Genomic DNA, 14370 nt, shown 5'->3' on the forward strand with positions numbered 1-14370 from the left:
CCCGTCAGGAGTCCCGATGCACCGACGTCGACGCGGCTCGGCGATCCTCGCCCTCGGCCTGGTCGCCAGCCTGCTCGTCCCCCTCACCGTGACGGCTCCCCCGGCCGTCGCCGCCCCGTCCGGCGGCAAGAAGGTCATCGTCCAGCTCTTCGAGTGGAACTGGCCCTCGGTGGCCAGCGAGTGCCAGAGCACGCTGGGCCCCAAGGGCTACGGCTACGTCCAGGTCTCACCCCCGCAGGAGCACGTGCGGGGCAACCAGTGGTGGCTGGCGTACCAGCCGGTCAGCTACCGGGTCGAGTCCCGCAAGGGCACCCGCGCCCAGTTCCAGTCGATGGTGAACACCTGCCACGCGGCCGGGGTCAAGGTGATCGTCGACGCGGTGGTCAACCACATGTCCGGCCAGGACAACGGCGGCACCGGCTGGGCCGGCTCGTCGTACTCCCACTACGACTACCCGGGCATCTACCAGACGCAGGACTTCCACCACTGCGGGCGCAACGGCGGCGACGACATCGCCAACTACAACGACCGGTACGAGGTGCAGAACTGTGAGCTGGTCAACCTCTCGGACCTGAAGACCGAGTCGGACTACGTCCGCACGAAGATCGCCTCGTACCTCAACGACCTGCTCTCGCTGGGCGTGGACGGCTTCCGGATGGACGCCAGCAAGCACATGCCGGCCGCCGACATCGCCGCCATCAAGGGCAAGCTCTCCCGCTCCGCGTACATCGTGCAGGAGGTCATCTACGGCGCCGGCGAGCCGGTCCAGCCGACCGAGTACACCGGCATCGGTGACGTGCACGAGTTCCGCTACGGCAAGGACCTGGCCCGGGTCTTCCGCTCCGAGCGGCTGGCCTACCTGCAGAACTTCGGCACGGGCTGGGGGCACCTGCCCAGCGGGCCCTCCTCGGTGTTCGTGGACAACCACGACACCCAGCGCGACGCCGGTGGGGTGCTCACCTACAAGGATCGCGGGATCTACGCCCTGGCGAACGCCTTCATGCTGGCCTGGCCGTACGGCTCGCCGACGGTGATGTCCAGCTACACCTTCAGCAACCGGGACGCCGGCCCGCCGTCGGACGGCGCCAACAAGACGCTGAACACCGCCTGCTACTCCGGCTGGGAGTGCGAGCACCGCTGGCCGGTGATCGCCAACATGGTCGGCTTCCGCAACGCCACCGAGGGCGCCGGCGTGGCCAACTGGTACGACAACGGCAACAACCACATCGCGTTCAGCCGCAGCGGCAAGGGCTTCATCACGGTCAACGACGAGGACTCCGCGGTGAACGGTCGCTCGTACTACACCGGGCTGCCCGCCGGCCGGTACTGCGACGTCATCCACGGCACGTACGCAGGCGGCACGTGCAGCGGTCCGGTGATCACGGTGGACGGTAACGGCTGGTTCCCCGCCAACGTGCCGGCACACGACGCCGTGGCCATCCACATCGGCGCGCGGGTCTGAGCCGCCGGGGCCCCCGGCCGGTATCGCCGAACCGGGGGCCCCGGACTGTCCTCCACCGTAGAGTGGTTTGGTGCCGTTTGACCGAATGACTCCGTATCGCCGCCGAGGCGCATGGGTAGCCGCCGCCGTCGCCGTGGCCGCGTTGCTCATCGCCGCGCTGCTGGCCGGCCAGGCCCTCACCCCCCGTTCGGCCACCCCCGACCGACCGGCCGCCGCCGCGCCCGACCCGACGCCGAGCAGCGTCGAGCAGAGCCCCGAGGAGCAGGTGCTGCCGGCCGCGCCCGCCCCGGCCGGGCTACCGGTGATCGACTACGACCCCGCTCCCCGGGGATTCCCGGCCGATCCGGCCACCATGGACACCACGCCGCTGACCGAGGGCGCACACCCGACGCGGCGGATCGCCGCGTACAACGCGCCCGGCGGGCGCCCACTGGCCTTCCTCGAACCGACCCTCGCCGGTGTCGAGCTGACCGTGCCGATCGCCCAACGGCGGGCCGGCTGGACGGCCGTCCTGCTGCCCTCGGCCAACCGGCGGCTCGCCTGGCTGCCGCCCGGCGGGTTCGACACCGTGGCGCTGCGCGACCAGATCGTGGTGGAGCGCAAGACGCACCGGCTCACCTGGTACCGAGCCGGCAAGGCGATGCGCACCTGGCAGACCAGCCTCGGCCAGCGTGGGCAGGAAACCCCGCTCGGTCGGACCTTCATCCTGGGCCGCACCCCGCCGCCGCAGGACGTCTACGGCGGCGTGGACATCTACGCCCTCGGCTCGGTGCCCGACGACCCGGAGTCGGTGCCGACCGGGCTGCGCGGCGCGCACATCGGGCTGCACACCTGGTACAACGACGACGACCTGGGCGAGAACACCACCAACGGCTGCATCCGGGTGACCCCCAGCGGCCAGCGGGAACTGCTCGCCGAGGTCCGCCCCGGCAGCAGCCTGGTGGTGGTCGACCGACTGCCCACCCCGCCCCCGACCGCCTGAACGGCAGCCGTCACTCGCCGAGCAGCCAGCCGTTCTGCTCGGCGATCCGGACCGCCTCGGCCCGGTTGCGGGCGCCGGTCTTGCCGATCGCCGCCGACAGGTGGTTGCGCACCGTCCCCTCGGACAGGTGCAGCGCCCCGGCCAGGTCCGCGACCGTGCCGCCGCCCCGGGCCGTCCGCAGCACCGCGGTCTCCCGCTCGGTGAGCGGGCTGGCCCCGGTGGCCAGTGTCTCCGCGGCCAGCGTCGGGTCGACAACCCGCAGGCCGGCGTGCACCCGGCGAACCGCGTCGGCGAGTTGCCGGGCCGGGGTGTCCTTGACCACGAAGCCGTTCGCGCCGGCCTCCATCGCCCGGCGCAGGTAGCCGGGCCGGCCGAAGGTGGTCACCACCAGCACCCGGCAGGCCGGCAGAGCGGCCCGCAGCGCGGCGGCCGCCGCGATCCCGTCCAGGCCGGGCATCTCCACGTCCAGCAGGGCCACGTCGGGCGCGGTCCGGCGGGCCTCGGGCACCACCTCGTCGCCCCGGCCGACCTCAGCCACCACGGTCAGGTCGGGCTCCAGCGAGAGCAGTGCGGCCAACGCGCCACGGACCAGTGCCTGATCGTCGGCGAGCAGCAGCCGGATCGGCACGGACTGCTCGCCAGCGGCGCCGGTCACCGGGCCTCCCCTGGCGCGTGCACCCGCAGCAGGAAGCCCGTACCGTCCGGACGGCGACCCACCGTCACCGCGGCGTCCAGCTGCCGCGCCCGCTCGCGCAGACCGACCAGGCCGTGTCCGGCGGCGTCTGCGTCGGGAGTGGACGGACCCCGGCCGTCGTCACTCACCTCGACCCGATCCGGGTACACCCGGATTGTGCAGCATCGCGCCGCGCTGTGCCGGACCACGTTGGTCACCCCTTCCCGTACCGCCCAGCCGAACAACCGGTCCCACTCGTCCGGCAACGCCGGCACCTCGGCCGGCAACTCCGCCGCGATGCCCGCCGCGGCCAGCGCCGAACGGGCGCCGGCCAACTCACCGACGAGGGTCACCTCGCGGTACGCCCCGACGGTCTGCCGTACGTCGGACAACGCCGCCCGGGCCAGCGCCTCCACCTCGGCGATCTCGATGGCGGCCCGCTCCCGGTCCACCTCGATCAGCCGCCCGGCCAGCTCGGCCTTGATCGCCACCACGGTCAGCGAGTGCCCCAGGATGTCGTGCAGGTCCCGGGCGGCACGGGCCCGCTCCTCGGCGACCGCGAGCCGGCCGATCTCCTGCTGGGCGGCCTGGAGTTCACCGTTGCGCTGGGCCAGCCGGGACACCCCGAACATGGCGAACGAGGCGAGCAGCACCGCGAACACGATGGTGCTCTCCGCCTCCCAACCCGGCACCAGCGAGGACGCCACCAACGGGGTCACCGCGCAGACCACCACGGACGCCAACGCCTCCCGTGACGGCAGCAGGAACACCGCCGCGGCGGCCACGTACACCAGGGTGGCCAGCCAGTCCCCGTCGGTGCCCGGGATGCTGACCAGGCCCACCGCGAGCAGCAGCAACAACCCGGCCCGCGCCCGGCGTACCGGGATCGGCCGCAGCGCCTGGCGTAGCTGGCGGGCCCACTGGAACAGCAGCACGTAGCCGACGCCGAAGGCAACCAGGGCGGCCACGCCGAGCACCCGTCGCCACAGATGTGGCTGGTGCAGCGCGGTGGCGAGCGGCACGTTGAGGAAGAACAGCCACACTGCGGCCAGCAGCCAGCCGGTGAACCGCCAGTGGCGGCTCACCGGCCGGGGCTGACCCGTCGAGAGGTCCATCGCGTCCACGCTAACGGTCGGACTGGTCAGACCCGAGCGGTGTCCCGGCGGAACAGCCGGGCCGCGCCGATGCCGAAGACCAGTACCCAGAAGGCGATGTTGGCCACCCCGGCCATGCTCACCCCGTCCCCGGTCAGCGGGGCGCGGGACAGCTCGCCCATGCCGTACACCGGGGTGAACCTGGCGACCTGCTGGAGCACGTCCGGCAGCACCTCGACCGGGACGAAGAGCCCGCCGAACATGGCCAGCACCGCCAGGATCGGGCCGATGAACTGCATGACGTTCTCGGCCGGCACCAGGTAGCCGATGAAGAGCCCGAATGCGGCGAAGACCAGCGAGCCGAGCCAGGCGGCGAGCCCGGCGAGCAGCCAGACGTGCGCCGGGATGCGGACGCCGGCGGCGGCGCCGACCAGGAACTCGACGACGACCGCCAGCAGGCCGAGGGCCATCGCGGTGATCAGCTTGGTGGCCACGTAGGCGGTCGGACGCAGCGGGGTGAGCCGCAACTGCCGGCTCCAACCCAACGCCCGCTCGGTGGCCACCGCGCCGCCGGCGCTGGTGGTCGCCACCATGGCCGCGTACACCGCCAGGCTGATCATGACGTACGCCGTCACCGGCCGGCCGTTGTCCAGCGTCTGCCCGGCCTGGGGCAGACCGAAGATGAGGAAGAAGGCGCCCGGCATGATCAGCGTGAAGGCGAGGGTGCGGCGGTTGCGCAGCACCCGGCGCAGCTCGATGCCCAGGACCGCCGGGGCGAAGCCGCCCAGGGCGGGCAGCCGGCGGTCCGGCTGGTCGGTACGGGTGGCGGCGGGGGTGGCCGGCAGGGTGGTCATCTCAGACTCCGGTGTGCTCGGTGGTCAGGGCGAGGAAGGCGTCCTCAAGGTTGCGGGAGGTGATCTCCACGTCCCGGGCGGCGGTCAGGGTGAGCAGGTGTCGGGCGATCGCGTCCGAGTCGCCGGTGCGCACCAGCACGCTGTCGCCGCGCACCTCGACGGCGTCCACGTCGGGCAGTGCGGCGAGCGCGGCCTGGTCGGCGCCGGGCAGGGTGGCCCGGACCGTACGGCCGGCGGCCAGGTTCTTGATCTCCGCGGTGGTGCCGTCGGCGACGACGCGCCCCTGCCGCACCAGCACGATCCGGTCGGCGTACGCGTCCGCCTCGTCCAGGTAGTGGGTGGCGAAGATGACGGTCCGTCCGGCCCGCGCGTCGCGGCGCAGCGCCTGCCAGAAGTCCCGCCGACCCTCCACGTCCATCCCGGTGGTCGGCTCGTCGAGCACCATCAGGTCCGGGTCGGGCAGCAGGGCCAGCGCGAAACGCAGCCGCTGCTGCTGGCCGCCGGAGCAGCGCCCGACCACCCGGTCGGCGAGGTCGGCGATGCCGGCCCGCTCCAGCACCTCCGCGGCCGGGCGGGTGTGCCGGTAGAAGTGGGCGGTCATCCGGACCGTCTCGCCGACGGTTAGGTCCTTGAGCAGGCCACCGGTCTGGAGCACGGCGGCGACCCGGCCCCGGGCCACCGCGTCGTCCGGGGTGCCGCCGAGGATGCGGACCGTGCCCGTGTCCGGGCGGGCCAGGCCGAGCAGCATGTCGATGGTGGTGGTCTTGCCCGCGCCGTTGGGGCCGAGGAACGCCACCACCTCGCCGGGCTGCACCCGCAGGCTCAGCCCGTCGACCGCGGTGACCGCGCCGAAGGTCTTGGTGAGGCCGTTCAGCTCGACGGCCGGAAGCGTACTGGTCATGGCATTGATGCTCCGGCGGCGCGGGGGCCGGTACCCGGAGCGGTCGTCACGTTCCGGCCGTGACATTTGTCAGGGGCCGTCCGCGGAGGATTTCCGCGCGCGGCAGCGGGTACCCGCCGGGCCGGGACGCCGCGACACCGGGAGGACGCGATGGGTGCCACGCCGCAGGGCCGGGCCGACACGGTCGTGCTGATCCACGGGCTCTGGATGACCCCGCGCAGCTGGGAGGGGTGGGCGCAACGGTATGCCGCCCGGGGTCTGCGAGTGCTCGCGCCCGCCTGGCCCGGAATGGACCGGGAGGTCGAGCAGTTGCGCGACGATCCCACCCCGATCGCTCAGCAGAGCGTCGCGACGATCGTCGCGCACTACGACCAGATCATCCGAGGGCTGCCCCAACCGCCGATCATCATGGGGCACTCGTTCGGTGGCCTGATCACGCAGCTTCTGGTTGACCGGGGCCTCGGCGCGGCAGCCGTGGGGGTACACCCCGCGCAGGTCAAGGGGGTGCTGAAGTTGCCGCTGAGCACGCTGCGCTCCACGTTCTCGATCCTGCGCAACCCCGCCAACCGACACCGGGCCGTCCCGTTCACACCGGAGGACTTCCACTACGCCTTCGGCAACACGATGACCCGCGCCGATTCCGATCGGGCCTGGCGGCGCTACGCCGTCCCGGGCGCCGGGCGGGTGCTCTTCGAGGGTGCCTTCGCCAACCTCGACCCGACGTCGCCGACGAAGGTGGACAACGGCCGCAACGACCGCGCGCCGCTGCTGCTGATGGCCGGGGAGCTCGACCACGTGGTGCCGCCGTCGGTGGTCCGCTCGAACGCCGGGCTCTACCAGAAGTCCCGGGCGCTCACCGCGTACGAGGAGTTCCCCGGACGCTCGCACTTCACCGTCGGGCAGGACGGCTGGGAGGAGATCGCCGACTACGCGTTGGACTGGGCGCTGCGTGCGGCGGCGCTGCCCCGCGAGGCGACCATCGCCAGCGAGACCCCGCGTCGCTGAACCGTGGCATGAGCGGACCGACCGGGGGTAACGGGGAGGGATGAAGGCGAGCTTCCGGCTTGGCCGGATCGCGGGGGTACCGGTCGGTGTCAACTGGAGTGTTCTGGTCATCTTCGCCCTGATCGCCTGGGGGCTGGCCGCCAACCAGTTCCCCCGCTCGTACCCCGACCGCTCCCCGGTGGCGTACACCCTGGCCGGGCTGGCTGCGGCGGTGGTCTTCTTCGTCGGCCTGCTCGCCCACGAGGTGTCGCACGCCGTGGTGGCCAAGCGCAACGGGCTGACGGTCGACGGCATCACGCTCTGGCTGTTCGGCGGGGTGGCCGAGCTGAAGGGCGAGCCCCGCGACCCGGGCGCGGAGCTGCGGATCTCCGGGGTCGGCCCGCTGGTCAGCCTGCTGATCGGGGCGTTCTTCGGCGCCATCGCGGTAGTGCTGGCGCTGGCCGGGCAGGGTGGGCTGCTGCTCGGGGTGATGGCCTGGCTGGCGGGCATCAACGTGCTGCTGGCGGTCTTCAACGTGCTGCCGGCCGCGCCGCTGGACGGCGGTCGGTTGCTGCGCGCCGCGGTGTGGAAGGCGACCGGTGACCGGACCCGGGCGTCGGTGGTCGCCGCCCGGGCCGGCTGGGTCCTCGGCGCGCTGTTGATCGGCCTCGGGCTCTGGCAGTTCCTGTCCGGAGTCGGCTTCGGCGGGCTCTGGCTGGCGCTGATCGGCTGGTTCCTGATCGGAGCCGCCGGAGTGGAGGAACGGCAGGCCCGCGCCGGCAGCGCGCTACGCGGGATCCGGGTCGGCGACGTGATGACTCCGCAGCCGCAGACCGCCTCGGCGGACATGACGGTCGCCGACTTCGTGGACCACTACCTGTTCGCGTACCGGCATTCGGCGCTGCCGCTGACCGCGGAGGGCCGGCCGACCGGCCTGGTCACCCTGGATCGGGTGCGGGGCGTACCGGCCGACCGACGGGCGTCGACCACGCTGGCCGAGGTGGCCTGCCGGGCCGACCAACTGGTCCTCGCCCAGCCCGGTGAACAGCTCAACGACCTGCTCCCCCGGCTCAGTGAGTGCGCCGACGGCCGCGCCCTGGTGGTGACCGACAACGGTCAACTCGCCGGAATCATCTCACCCAGCGACATCAGCCGAGCCGTCCAACGAGGCAGCCTCCGCACCAACCAACCCACCCCCACCGCACCACCCGGCTAACCCACCCGCCCACCCACCCCGCCCAACGCCCCGGTGATCATGAAGTTAGCGGCACGACACGCCGACATCGACACCGCTAACTTCATGATCACCGGGGGATAGCGGGGGCACGGGGGGGGAGAGGCACGGGGGTTTAGCGGGGGAAATAGTGGTTCAGGAGGGCGGTGCGGAATTTGCTGGATGGGTCCAGGTGGGTCAGGAGGGTGGTGAAGTCGGTGTGGCGGGGGTAGCGGGCGGCCAGTGCGGTCGGGTCGGTGACGAAGACCTTGCCCCAGTGTGGGCGGAAGGCGAACGGGGCCAACCGCTCCTCCATGGCGGCCAGCACCGGTAGCACCGCGGCGGTGTCGGCGATCCAGGTGAAGTGCAGAACGAAGCTGTCCCGCTGGTGGTTCGGGCTGAGCCACAGCTCGTCCGCCGCCACCGTACGCAGCTCGCAGACCTGCAGTACCGGGGCGATCAGGTGCGCCACGCCGTCCAGGGCGGCGAGCGCGTCGGCCGCCGCCGCGCGCGGCACGTGGTACTCGGACTGGAGTTCGTCGCCGTTGCTCGGGGTGAAGCCGAGCTTGAAGTGCGGCAGCCGCTCGTGCCACGGACCCGGCACGCCGAGCTGCGGGGTGCAGTTCTCCGGCGGCATCCCGAGCACCGGGTGCCGCGGCTGGTCGGCGGCCGTGGTGCCGAGCCAGTCCGCCGGGGGCGGCGGTTGGTCGGCCAACTGCTTGCGCCACACCTCGCGCAGTCGCGGCCCCCGCCAGTCGGTGAACGCGCTCACGCTGTACGCCGAGCCGAGCGCCTCGTCCAGTGCTTCCCGGGGCAGGTCGAGCCGCACGTACTGGCGCACCTCGAAGGACGGCACCACGTCCAGGGTGACCCGGGTGACCAGGCCGAGCGCGCCGAGCCCGACCACCATGCCGGCGAGCGTGTCGCCGTCGGTGTCGCGGTCGACGTGCAGCAGGTCGCCGTCGGCGGTGACCAGCTCCAGGGCGGCGACCGAGGTGGCCAGGTTGCCGTGAGTCTGGCCGGAGCCGTGGGTGGCGGTGGCCACCGCGCCGGCCACCGAGATGTGTGGCAGTGAGGCGAGGTTGGCCAGGGCGTACCCCTGGGCGTGCAACTGTCGGGCGACGTCGCCGTAGCGCAGGGAGCCGGTGACGGTGACCCGCGCGCGCTCGGGGTCCACGTCGATCGCCGGGGGCAGCCCGGCCAGGGTGACCAGGTCCCCTTCGGTGTCGCCGAACCGGTTGAAGGAGTGGCCGGTGCCCACCGCCCGGATCCGGGCGCTGCCGGCGACCAGCCGGCGCAGCTCGTCGGTGGAGGTGGGTCGGTGGAAGGCCCGGGCGGCGTAGCGCACGTTGCCGGCCCAGTTGCGGCGCGGGACGCCGGCAGCGGTGGCCGGCGGGCCACCCTGTTCCGGCGCGGTCACGTGGCGGTCTCCCGATCGGTGGACGGGTGGTCGGCCAACGCGGCGACGAGGGCGTCCAGCGCCGCGTCGACCTGGGGCCGGGCGTAACCCCGCTGGGCGACCGGCAGGCCGGCCGCGGTGTCCCGTTCGATCTCCGCCCGGGCCTCCTGCCGGGTCGGCACGTCGCCGGACACCAGGGCGTTCTGGCCGCGCCGGATCAACTGGTCGACCTGGTCCATCCGGTAGCCCCGCAGGCTCGCGGTGAGGTCCGGGTCGGCGAAGGCGGCGCAGCGCAGCGCGGGCAGGTCCACGAACCGGTCGCCGGCGTACTGGCTGAGCGCGGCGGACACCTGCTCCGGCTGCTCCCGGACCTGGTCGAGGACGAGCAGCTCGACAGCGGGCCGGCCGTCGAGCGGATGGCGGGCGGTCACCTGTGGCCCCAGCGTCACACCCGGCGCGGGCACCAGCAGCAGTCGCGGCGGCTCCGGACGGCCGTCCCGCCGGGGCGGCTCGTCGAGGACCAGCGCGTCGACCTCGGCCCACCGGATCGTCCGTCGCAGGCCCGGCCGCCGGATGGTCAGCCCGTCCGCGCCGATCCCGAACCGGAACGGCCGCAGCGCGCTGCCCAGCGCCACGACGCCGAGCACGACGGCCCCCACCGCGACGATCGTCCGTAGCAGGGCGCCTTCGTGGGGCAGGGCCAGCAACACCACCCCACCAAGTACGCAGGCCAGGGCGAGCACCCGGGCTCCCCGACTCCGGCGCAGTTCCACGCTCGGACCCCCGTTCATGACCGTGGCGTCGGTCCCAGCATCCTCTGACAGACCGGGCTCCACGGATACCGGACGATCGGGCACGGTTGTTCTCGCCATCGTCGGGGAACCCTACGCCCATGAGCACTTACCGTGATCCGGCCCCGCGGGGCGACGTCTTCCCTTCCGAAGAGGAGTTGGACCCGACCGGCAGTGGGGTCGAGCCGGCCAGCGCGCCCACGGTCGGCGCGTTGCCGGGCCATCCGGCGCCAACGCCCGGTCCCCGACCCACACCGGCACCCGCGCCGGCCCCGACGCCGGTGCCGGCACCCGGACCGCCGCCGCGTGCCCCCGGCGCCGGGGCGCAGTCGATCGTGACCCGGCACCTGGACGGCTCGGTGGAGGTGGTCACCGACCTCGACGGCGACGGCGTCGCCGACATCGTGCAGGTCGACCTCAATGGAGACGGGACAACCGACGTCACCTATGTGGACAGTGATCGCGACGGCCGGCTGGACACCGTGCTGCGCGACCCGGGCCTGGTCGGGACGGGCGGCGGGGCGCACCGGGAGGCGTGAGACCGCGTTCCGCGAGCGCGCCCGGCCGCCGGGGTCAGAGCTTCGCCATCACCTCGCTGGCGACCAGTTCGAGGTGTTCCAGATCGGTGAGGTCCAGCACCTGGAGGTAGATCCGCTGGCTGCCGATGTCCGCGTACCGGCCGATGGTGTCGAGGACCTCGGCGGGCGTACCGGCCAGACCGTTGGCCCGCAGTTCGTCCGGTTCGCGGCCGATGGCGGCGGCCCGGCGGGCCACCTCGGCGTCGTCGCGCCCGCAGCAGAGCACCAGGGCGTTGGACCAGACCAGCTCGGCCGGGTCCCGGCCGATCTCGGTGCACGCCGCCCGGACCCGGTCGAACTGGGCCGTCGTGTCCGCCGGTGAGGCGAACGGCAGGTTGAACTCGTCGGCGTAGCGGGCGGCCAGCCGCGGGGTGCGCCTCGGGCCCATCCCGCCGAGCAGGATCGGCGGGCGGGGCTGCTGCACCGGCTTGGGCAGGGCGGGCGAGTCACTGATCGGGTAGTACCGGCCGGCGTGGTCGAACCGCTCCCCCGCCGGGGTGGCCCAGAGCCCGGTGATGACCTCGAGCTGCTCCTCCAGCCGGTCGAACCGCTCGCCGAGGGGCGGGAACGGAATGCCGTACGCGGTGTGCTCGTCGGCGTACCAGCCGGTGCCGATGCCCAGCTCCACCCGGCCGCCGCTCATCTGGTCGACCTGCGCCACGGTGATCGCCAGCGGGCCGGGCAGCCGGAAGGTGGCGGCGGTCATCAGGGTGCCGAGCCTGATCCGGCTGGTGTCCCGAGCGAGCCCGGCCAGCGTGGTCCACGCGTCGGTGGGGCCCGGTTCGCCGGTCACCGCCCCCATCATGAGGTAGTGGTCGGACCGGAAGAACGCACCGTAACCGGCGTCCTCGGCGCAGCGGGCCACGGCGAGCACCTGGTCGTAGCTGGCACCCTGCTGAGGTTCGGTGAAGATCCGCAGTTCCATGATCCGAGCATAGGGACCGGGCTTCGGTGCCGCTCCGGGACGGCAAGCACCCCTCATATGCCTTGACAGTCATATGCCCGGAGAGGCATATTCGGTCCGTGACCCTCGACGCGTTCACGATCCTCGCCGAGCCGACCCGGCGCCGGATCCTCGACCAGCTCCGCGACGCCGAGCACAGCGTCGGCCAGCTGGTGGACAGCCTGGGGGTCAGCCAGCCGGCCGTCTCCAAACACCTGCGGGTGCTCCGCGAGGCCGGCTTCGTCTCCTGCCGGATCGCCGCCCGGCAGCGGATCTACCGCCTCGACCCGGGCCCGCTGCGGGCGGTCGACGGGTGGCTGGACCCGTACCGCCGGCTGTGGAACCGGCATCTGGACGCCCTGGAACGGCATCTCGACAGTCAGGAGCAGTGAATGGACCGCGACGCGTTCCGCCCCAGCCCACCCACCGAGGTGCGCGCCGAGCCCGCCGACGGCGGCGCCACCCTGGTCTTCGTCCGCGACCTTCGGCATCCGCCGGCCACCGTCTGGGCGGCGCTGACCGATCCGGCCCGGCTCGCCGAGTGGGCACCTTTCCTCGCCGACCGGGACCTCGGCTCCCCCGGTTCCGCCGTGCTCACCCTGATCGACGGCGAGACCACCACGCCGACCACGGCGACGGTACGCCGGGCCGAGCCGCCGCACCTGCTGGAGTACACCTGGGGCGACGACCTGCTGCGCTGGGAGCTGAGCCCGCTGGGCACCGGCACCCGACTCACCCTGCGGCACACGGTCGCCGACCCGGGCATGCTGCCGATGGTCGCGGCCGGCTGGCACCTCTGCCTCGACGTGGCCGACCGGCTGCTCGACGGCGACCCGGTCGGCCCGATCCGGGGTGCCGAGGCCAAGGACTTCGGCTGGCCCGAGCTGCGCGACGCGTACGCCGAACGACTCGACCAGGGCTGAGCCGCCGGGCCGGCGGCCCGGTCAGACGTACGGCCGGGTGGCGTACGCGGCCCGGAGCGCCGCCAACCCGGCCGCTTTCGGCGACAGGGTGCCCCACCCGGAGTTGAAGTAGTTGGTCCGGGCGATCCGTGGCCCACGCTCGGCGTTGAGCTTGGCTATGGCCGCCGGGACGGTGGCGATCCAGGCGGGTTGGTTCGGGATCTCGGCCGAGCGCACCCCCCACTCCGCGATGATCACGGGCCGGGACAGCGCCACCGGGCCGAGGTCCGCCACCGCCCAGTCCTTCGTGCGGCGAAACCGGGACAGCGCGGTGTCGTTGGCGTTGGTGGCGTAGGCGTTCCATTGAAGGAAGTCCAGCCGGGACATCAGCGACTCCGGGTGGGTGCGCTGGAAGCAGGCCCGGTCGAAGCCGCCGAGACCAATCGAGAACGTCGTGCCGGCGGGCAGCGTCCGCGCCTTGAACCAGGTGAGGATGTAGTTCATCGCCTGTACCGCCCGCGCGTCCGACTCGGCCCAGGTGTACGCCTTGCCGTCCTCGGTGGTGCCGAACTCGTGGTCGGTGTCCAGCTCCGAGGCGAGCTGGATGTTCACCGCGAACCCGAGCGTGCGGTACTGCGCCAGGGCGCGGTGGAACAACCCGTCGCACTGGCCGTTGATCACCTGGCTGTATCCGTACGCCCTCGGCCAGGCGGTGCCGGGGCGCTGTTGGATGGTCATCGACGACGCCGGCACGGTGTAGTTGGTGCCGTCGACGGTGAAGCTCTGCGGCCCGTTGTTCGGGGCGCCGTAGTGCTTCAACTCGAGGACCATGTTCATCTGCACCCCGGCCTTGCCCAGATTGATCAGCCAGGGCCGGTTGTAGCCGGGGAAGATGTAGCCGTCGGCGAAGCTGCGGTACTGGGTGAGCGAGCGGAAGTTGCCGCCGGCGATGTCGGCGGTCGGGTCGGCGCCTCCGGAGAGGTAGTAGCCGCCGAGCACCGGCTGGCTCAGGGCGTAGTCGGCGGTGGCGGTCGCGGTGTTTCCGGCGGCGTCACGGACCTGAACGGTGACCCGGGGCATCACGCCACCGCCCGGTACACGGCCACCGCGCCGTTGTCGGAAACCCGGGTCCAGGTGCGCCCGGAGTTGTCGGTGACGGTCAGGGAGAGCGGGTCGATGACTGCGGTGACCTTGACGGGGGCGCTGCTGTTGCCCTGCGCGTCGGTGACCACGATGGTGACGGTCAGCGGTTTGGTGTCGGCGTCGGAGTAGGTGACGGTCAGCAGCATCTGCTCGCCCGGTGCGTACACGGGTGCGTTCAGGGCTGCGATCGCGGTGGGAGCGGCCATGTCGGGCCTTCTCTCTGGTTCGGTCGCCGGCCGGAGTGCGGATGAGCGACGCCGGACCGGGCGGGGTCCTCAGTGCGAAGAGGCCGGCGGGGGCACGGGCGCGGTGGCGCAGCCGGTGGGCGGCGGCACGCGGCTGCCGGCGGGTGATGACGTCCTTGTCCCGGTGGGCGGTGTCACCGCTGCGGGCGCCCGGAGCGGCGTGGACGGCAGCCACGGGTGGGCCGCACGCGTGGTCGGGCCGGCGG

At 72.9% G+C, this 14370-nt stretch carries 16 protein-coding genes; 7 read left to right on the forward strand and 9 right to left on the reverse strand.

All coding sequences use genetic code 11. From position 1 onward, the window contains the following. The first annotated feature begins 16 nt into the window (after window positions 1-16). On the forward strand, window positions 17-1462 hold the full coding sequence (locus ACFY29_RS08430) for an alpha-amylase family glycosyl hydrolase (protein WP_386984329.1): 1446 nt from the start codon (window positions 17-19) through the stop codon (window positions 1460-1462). A 70-nt stretch (window positions 1463-1532) separates the two neighbouring features. After that, window positions 1533-2444 carry a L,D-transpeptidase gene (locus tag ACFY29_RS08435; protein WP_386984331.1) on the forward strand — a complete coding sequence of 304 codons (912 nt, stop codon included), beginning with the start codon at window positions 1533-1535 and terminating at the stop codon, window positions 2442-2444. A 10-nt stretch (window positions 2445-2454) separates the two neighbouring features. Here the strand turns inward: ACFY29_RS08435 and ACFY29_RS08440 are convergent, their stop codons facing one another. The 4 genes from ACFY29_RS08440 to ACFY29_RS08455 are packed head-to-tail and all read right to left on the reverse strand — an operon-like array spanning window position 2455 to window position 5966. Continuing rightward, window positions 2455-3072, reverse strand: a complete 618-nt coding sequence (locus tag ACFY29_RS08440; RefSeq protein ID WP_386984694.1) for a response regulator — start codon at window positions 3070-3072, stop codon at window positions 2455-2457. A gap of 23 nt (window positions 3073-3095) precedes the next feature. Then, window positions 3096-4232: a sensor histidine kinase gene (locus tag ACFY29_RS08445; RefSeq protein WP_386984333.1), complete on the reverse strand. Its 1137-nt coding sequence runs from the start codon at window positions 4230-4232 to the stop codon at window positions 3096-3098. Between the two features lie 26 nt (window positions 4233-4258). Then, window positions 4259-5065: an ABC transporter permease gene (locus ACFY29_RS08450; RefSeq protein WP_386984336.1), complete on the reverse strand. Its 807-nt coding sequence runs from the start codon at window positions 5063-5065 to the stop codon at window positions 4259-4261. A gap of 1 nt (window position 5066) precedes the next feature. Continuing rightward, on the reverse strand, window positions 5067-5966 hold the full coding sequence (locus ACFY29_RS08455; protein WP_386984338.1) for an ABC transporter ATP-binding protein: 900 nt from the start codon (window positions 5964-5966) through the stop codon (window positions 5067-5069). 150 nt (window positions 5967-6116) lie between these two features. On the opposite strand from ACFY29_RS08455, the gene ACFY29_RS08460 reads away from it, so the two are divergent. Continuing rightward, on the forward strand, window positions 6117-6971 hold the full coding sequence (locus ACFY29_RS08460; RefSeq protein ID WP_328419138.1) for an alpha/beta fold hydrolase: 855 nt from the start codon (window positions 6117-6119) through the stop codon (window positions 6969-6971). A 40-nt stretch (window positions 6972-7011) separates the two neighbouring features. After that, on the forward strand, window positions 7012-8166 hold the full coding sequence (locus ACFY29_RS08465) for a site-2 protease family protein (protein ID WP_386984340.1): 1155 nt from the start codon (window positions 7012-7014) through the stop codon (window positions 8164-8166). Window positions 8167-8299: 133 nt separating this feature from the next. Here ACFY29_RS08465 and ACFY29_RS08470 read toward each other — a convergent pair whose 3' ends face one another. Both ACFY29_RS08470 and ACFY29_RS08475 read right to left on the reverse strand, forming a co-directional pair. Beyond that, window positions 8300-9583 (reverse strand): FAD-binding protein, encoded by a 1284-nt coding sequence (locus tag ACFY29_RS08470; protein ID WP_386984342.1) that lies wholly within the window; start codon window positions 9581-9583, stop codon window positions 8300-8302. Next, the gene (locus ACFY29_RS08475) at window positions 9580-10353 is read right to left on the reverse strand and encodes a hypothetical protein (RefSeq protein ID WP_386984344.1); all 774 of its coding nucleotides are present in this window, start codon (window positions 10351-10353) and stop codon (window positions 9580-9582) included. The genes ACFY29_RS08470 and ACFY29_RS08475 overlap by 4 nt, the downstream gene beginning before the upstream one ends. Before the next feature lie 101 nt (window positions 10354-10454). Here ACFY29_RS08475 and ACFY29_RS08480 point away from each other — a divergent pair, with 101 nt between their 5' ends. Beyond that, complete coding sequence (locus ACFY29_RS08480; RefSeq protein WP_386984346.1) at window positions 10455-10892, forward strand: hypothetical protein; 438 nt, start codon at window positions 10455-10457, stop codon at window positions 10890-10892. Between the two features lie 34 nt (window positions 10893-10926). On the opposite strand, the gene ACFY29_RS08485 is transcribed toward ACFY29_RS08480, so the two are convergent. After that, a complete protein-coding gene (locus tag ACFY29_RS08485) occupies window positions 10927-11856 on the reverse strand; it encodes an LLM class F420-dependent oxidoreductase (protein WP_386984348.1) in 930 nt (309 codons plus the stop codon). A gap of 98 nt (window positions 11857-11954) precedes the next feature. Between ACFY29_RS08485 and ACFY29_RS08490 the strand changes: the two genes are divergently transcribed. Then, window positions 11955-12266, forward strand: coding sequence for a metalloregulator ArsR/SmtB family transcription factor (locus ACFY29_RS08490; protein WP_328419150.1), 312 nt, complete (start codon window positions 11955-11957; stop codon window positions 12264-12266). After that, a complete protein-coding gene (locus tag ACFY29_RS08495) occupies window positions 12267-12797 on the forward strand; it encodes an SRPBCC family protein (protein WP_328419152.1) in 531 nt (176 codons plus the stop codon). It abuts the gene before it with no gap. 21 nt (window positions 12798-12818) lie between these two features. Here ACFY29_RS08495 and ACFY29_RS08500 read toward each other — a convergent pair whose 3' ends face one another. Beyond that, window positions 12819-13856 (reverse strand): hypothetical protein, encoded by a 1038-nt coding sequence (locus ACFY29_RS08500; RefSeq protein WP_386984351.1) that lies wholly within the window; start codon window positions 13854-13856, stop codon window positions 12819-12821. Then, complete coding sequence (locus ACFY29_RS08505; protein ID WP_328419156.1) at window positions 13856-14125, reverse strand: hypothetical protein; 270 nt, start codon at window positions 14123-14125, stop codon at window positions 13856-13858. The genes ACFY29_RS08500 and ACFY29_RS08505 overlap by 1 nt, the downstream gene beginning before the upstream one ends. Window positions 14126-14370: the final 245 nt, after the last annotated feature.

The organism is Micromonospora sp. NPDC000668, from assembly GCF_042897975.1.
GTDB lineage: Bacteria > Actinomycetota > Actinomycetes > Mycobacteriales > Micromonosporaceae > Micromonospora.

Coding starts and splice junctions, on each gene's coding strand:
- ACFY29_RS08430 (WP_386984329.1), top strand. CDS start 17: ATGCACCGACGTCGACGCGGCTCGGCGATCCTCGCCCTCGGCCTGGTC.
- ACFY29_RS08445 (WP_386984333.1), bottom strand. CDS start 4,232: ATGGACCTCTCGACGGGTCAGCCCCGGCCGGTGAGCCGCCACTGGCGG.
- ACFY29_RS08450 (WP_386984336.1), bottom strand. CDS start 5,065: ATGACCACCCTGCCGGCCACCCCCGCCGCCACCCGTACCGACCAGCCG.
- ACFY29_RS08455 (WP_386984338.1), bottom strand. CDS start 5,966: ATGACCAGTACGCTTCCGGCCGTCGAGCTGAACGGCCTCACCAAGACC.
- ACFY29_RS08460 (WP_328419138.1), top strand. CDS start 6,117: ATGGGTGCCACGCCGCAGGGCCGGGCCGACACGGTCGTGCTGATCCAC.
- ACFY29_RS08465 (WP_386984340.1), top strand. CDS start 7,012: ATGAAGGCGAGCTTCCGGCTTGGCCGGATCGCGGGGGTACCGGTCGGT.
- ACFY29_RS08475 (WP_386984344.1), bottom strand. CDS start 10,353: ATGAACGGGGGTCCGAGCGTGGAACTGCGCCGGAGTCGGGGAGCCCGG.
- ACFY29_RS08480 (WP_386984346.1), top strand. CDS start 10,455: ATGAGCACTTACCGTGATCCGGCCCCGCGGGGCGACGTCTTCCCTTCC.
- ACFY29_RS08485 (WP_386984348.1), bottom strand. CDS start 11,856: ATGGAACTGCGGATCTTCACCGAACCTCAGCAGGGTGCCAGCTACGAC.
- ACFY29_RS08495 (WP_328419152.1), top strand. CDS start 12,267: ATGGACCGCGACGCGTTCCGCCCCAGCCCACCCACCGAGGTGCGCGCC.
- ACFY29_RS08500 (WP_386984351.1), bottom strand. CDS start 13,856: ATGCCCCGGGTCACCGTTCAGGTCCGTGACGCCGCCGGAAACACCGCG.
- ACFY29_RS08505 (WP_328419156.1), bottom strand. CDS start 14,125: ATGGCCGCTCCCACCGCGATCGCAGCCCTGAACGCACCCGTGTACGCA.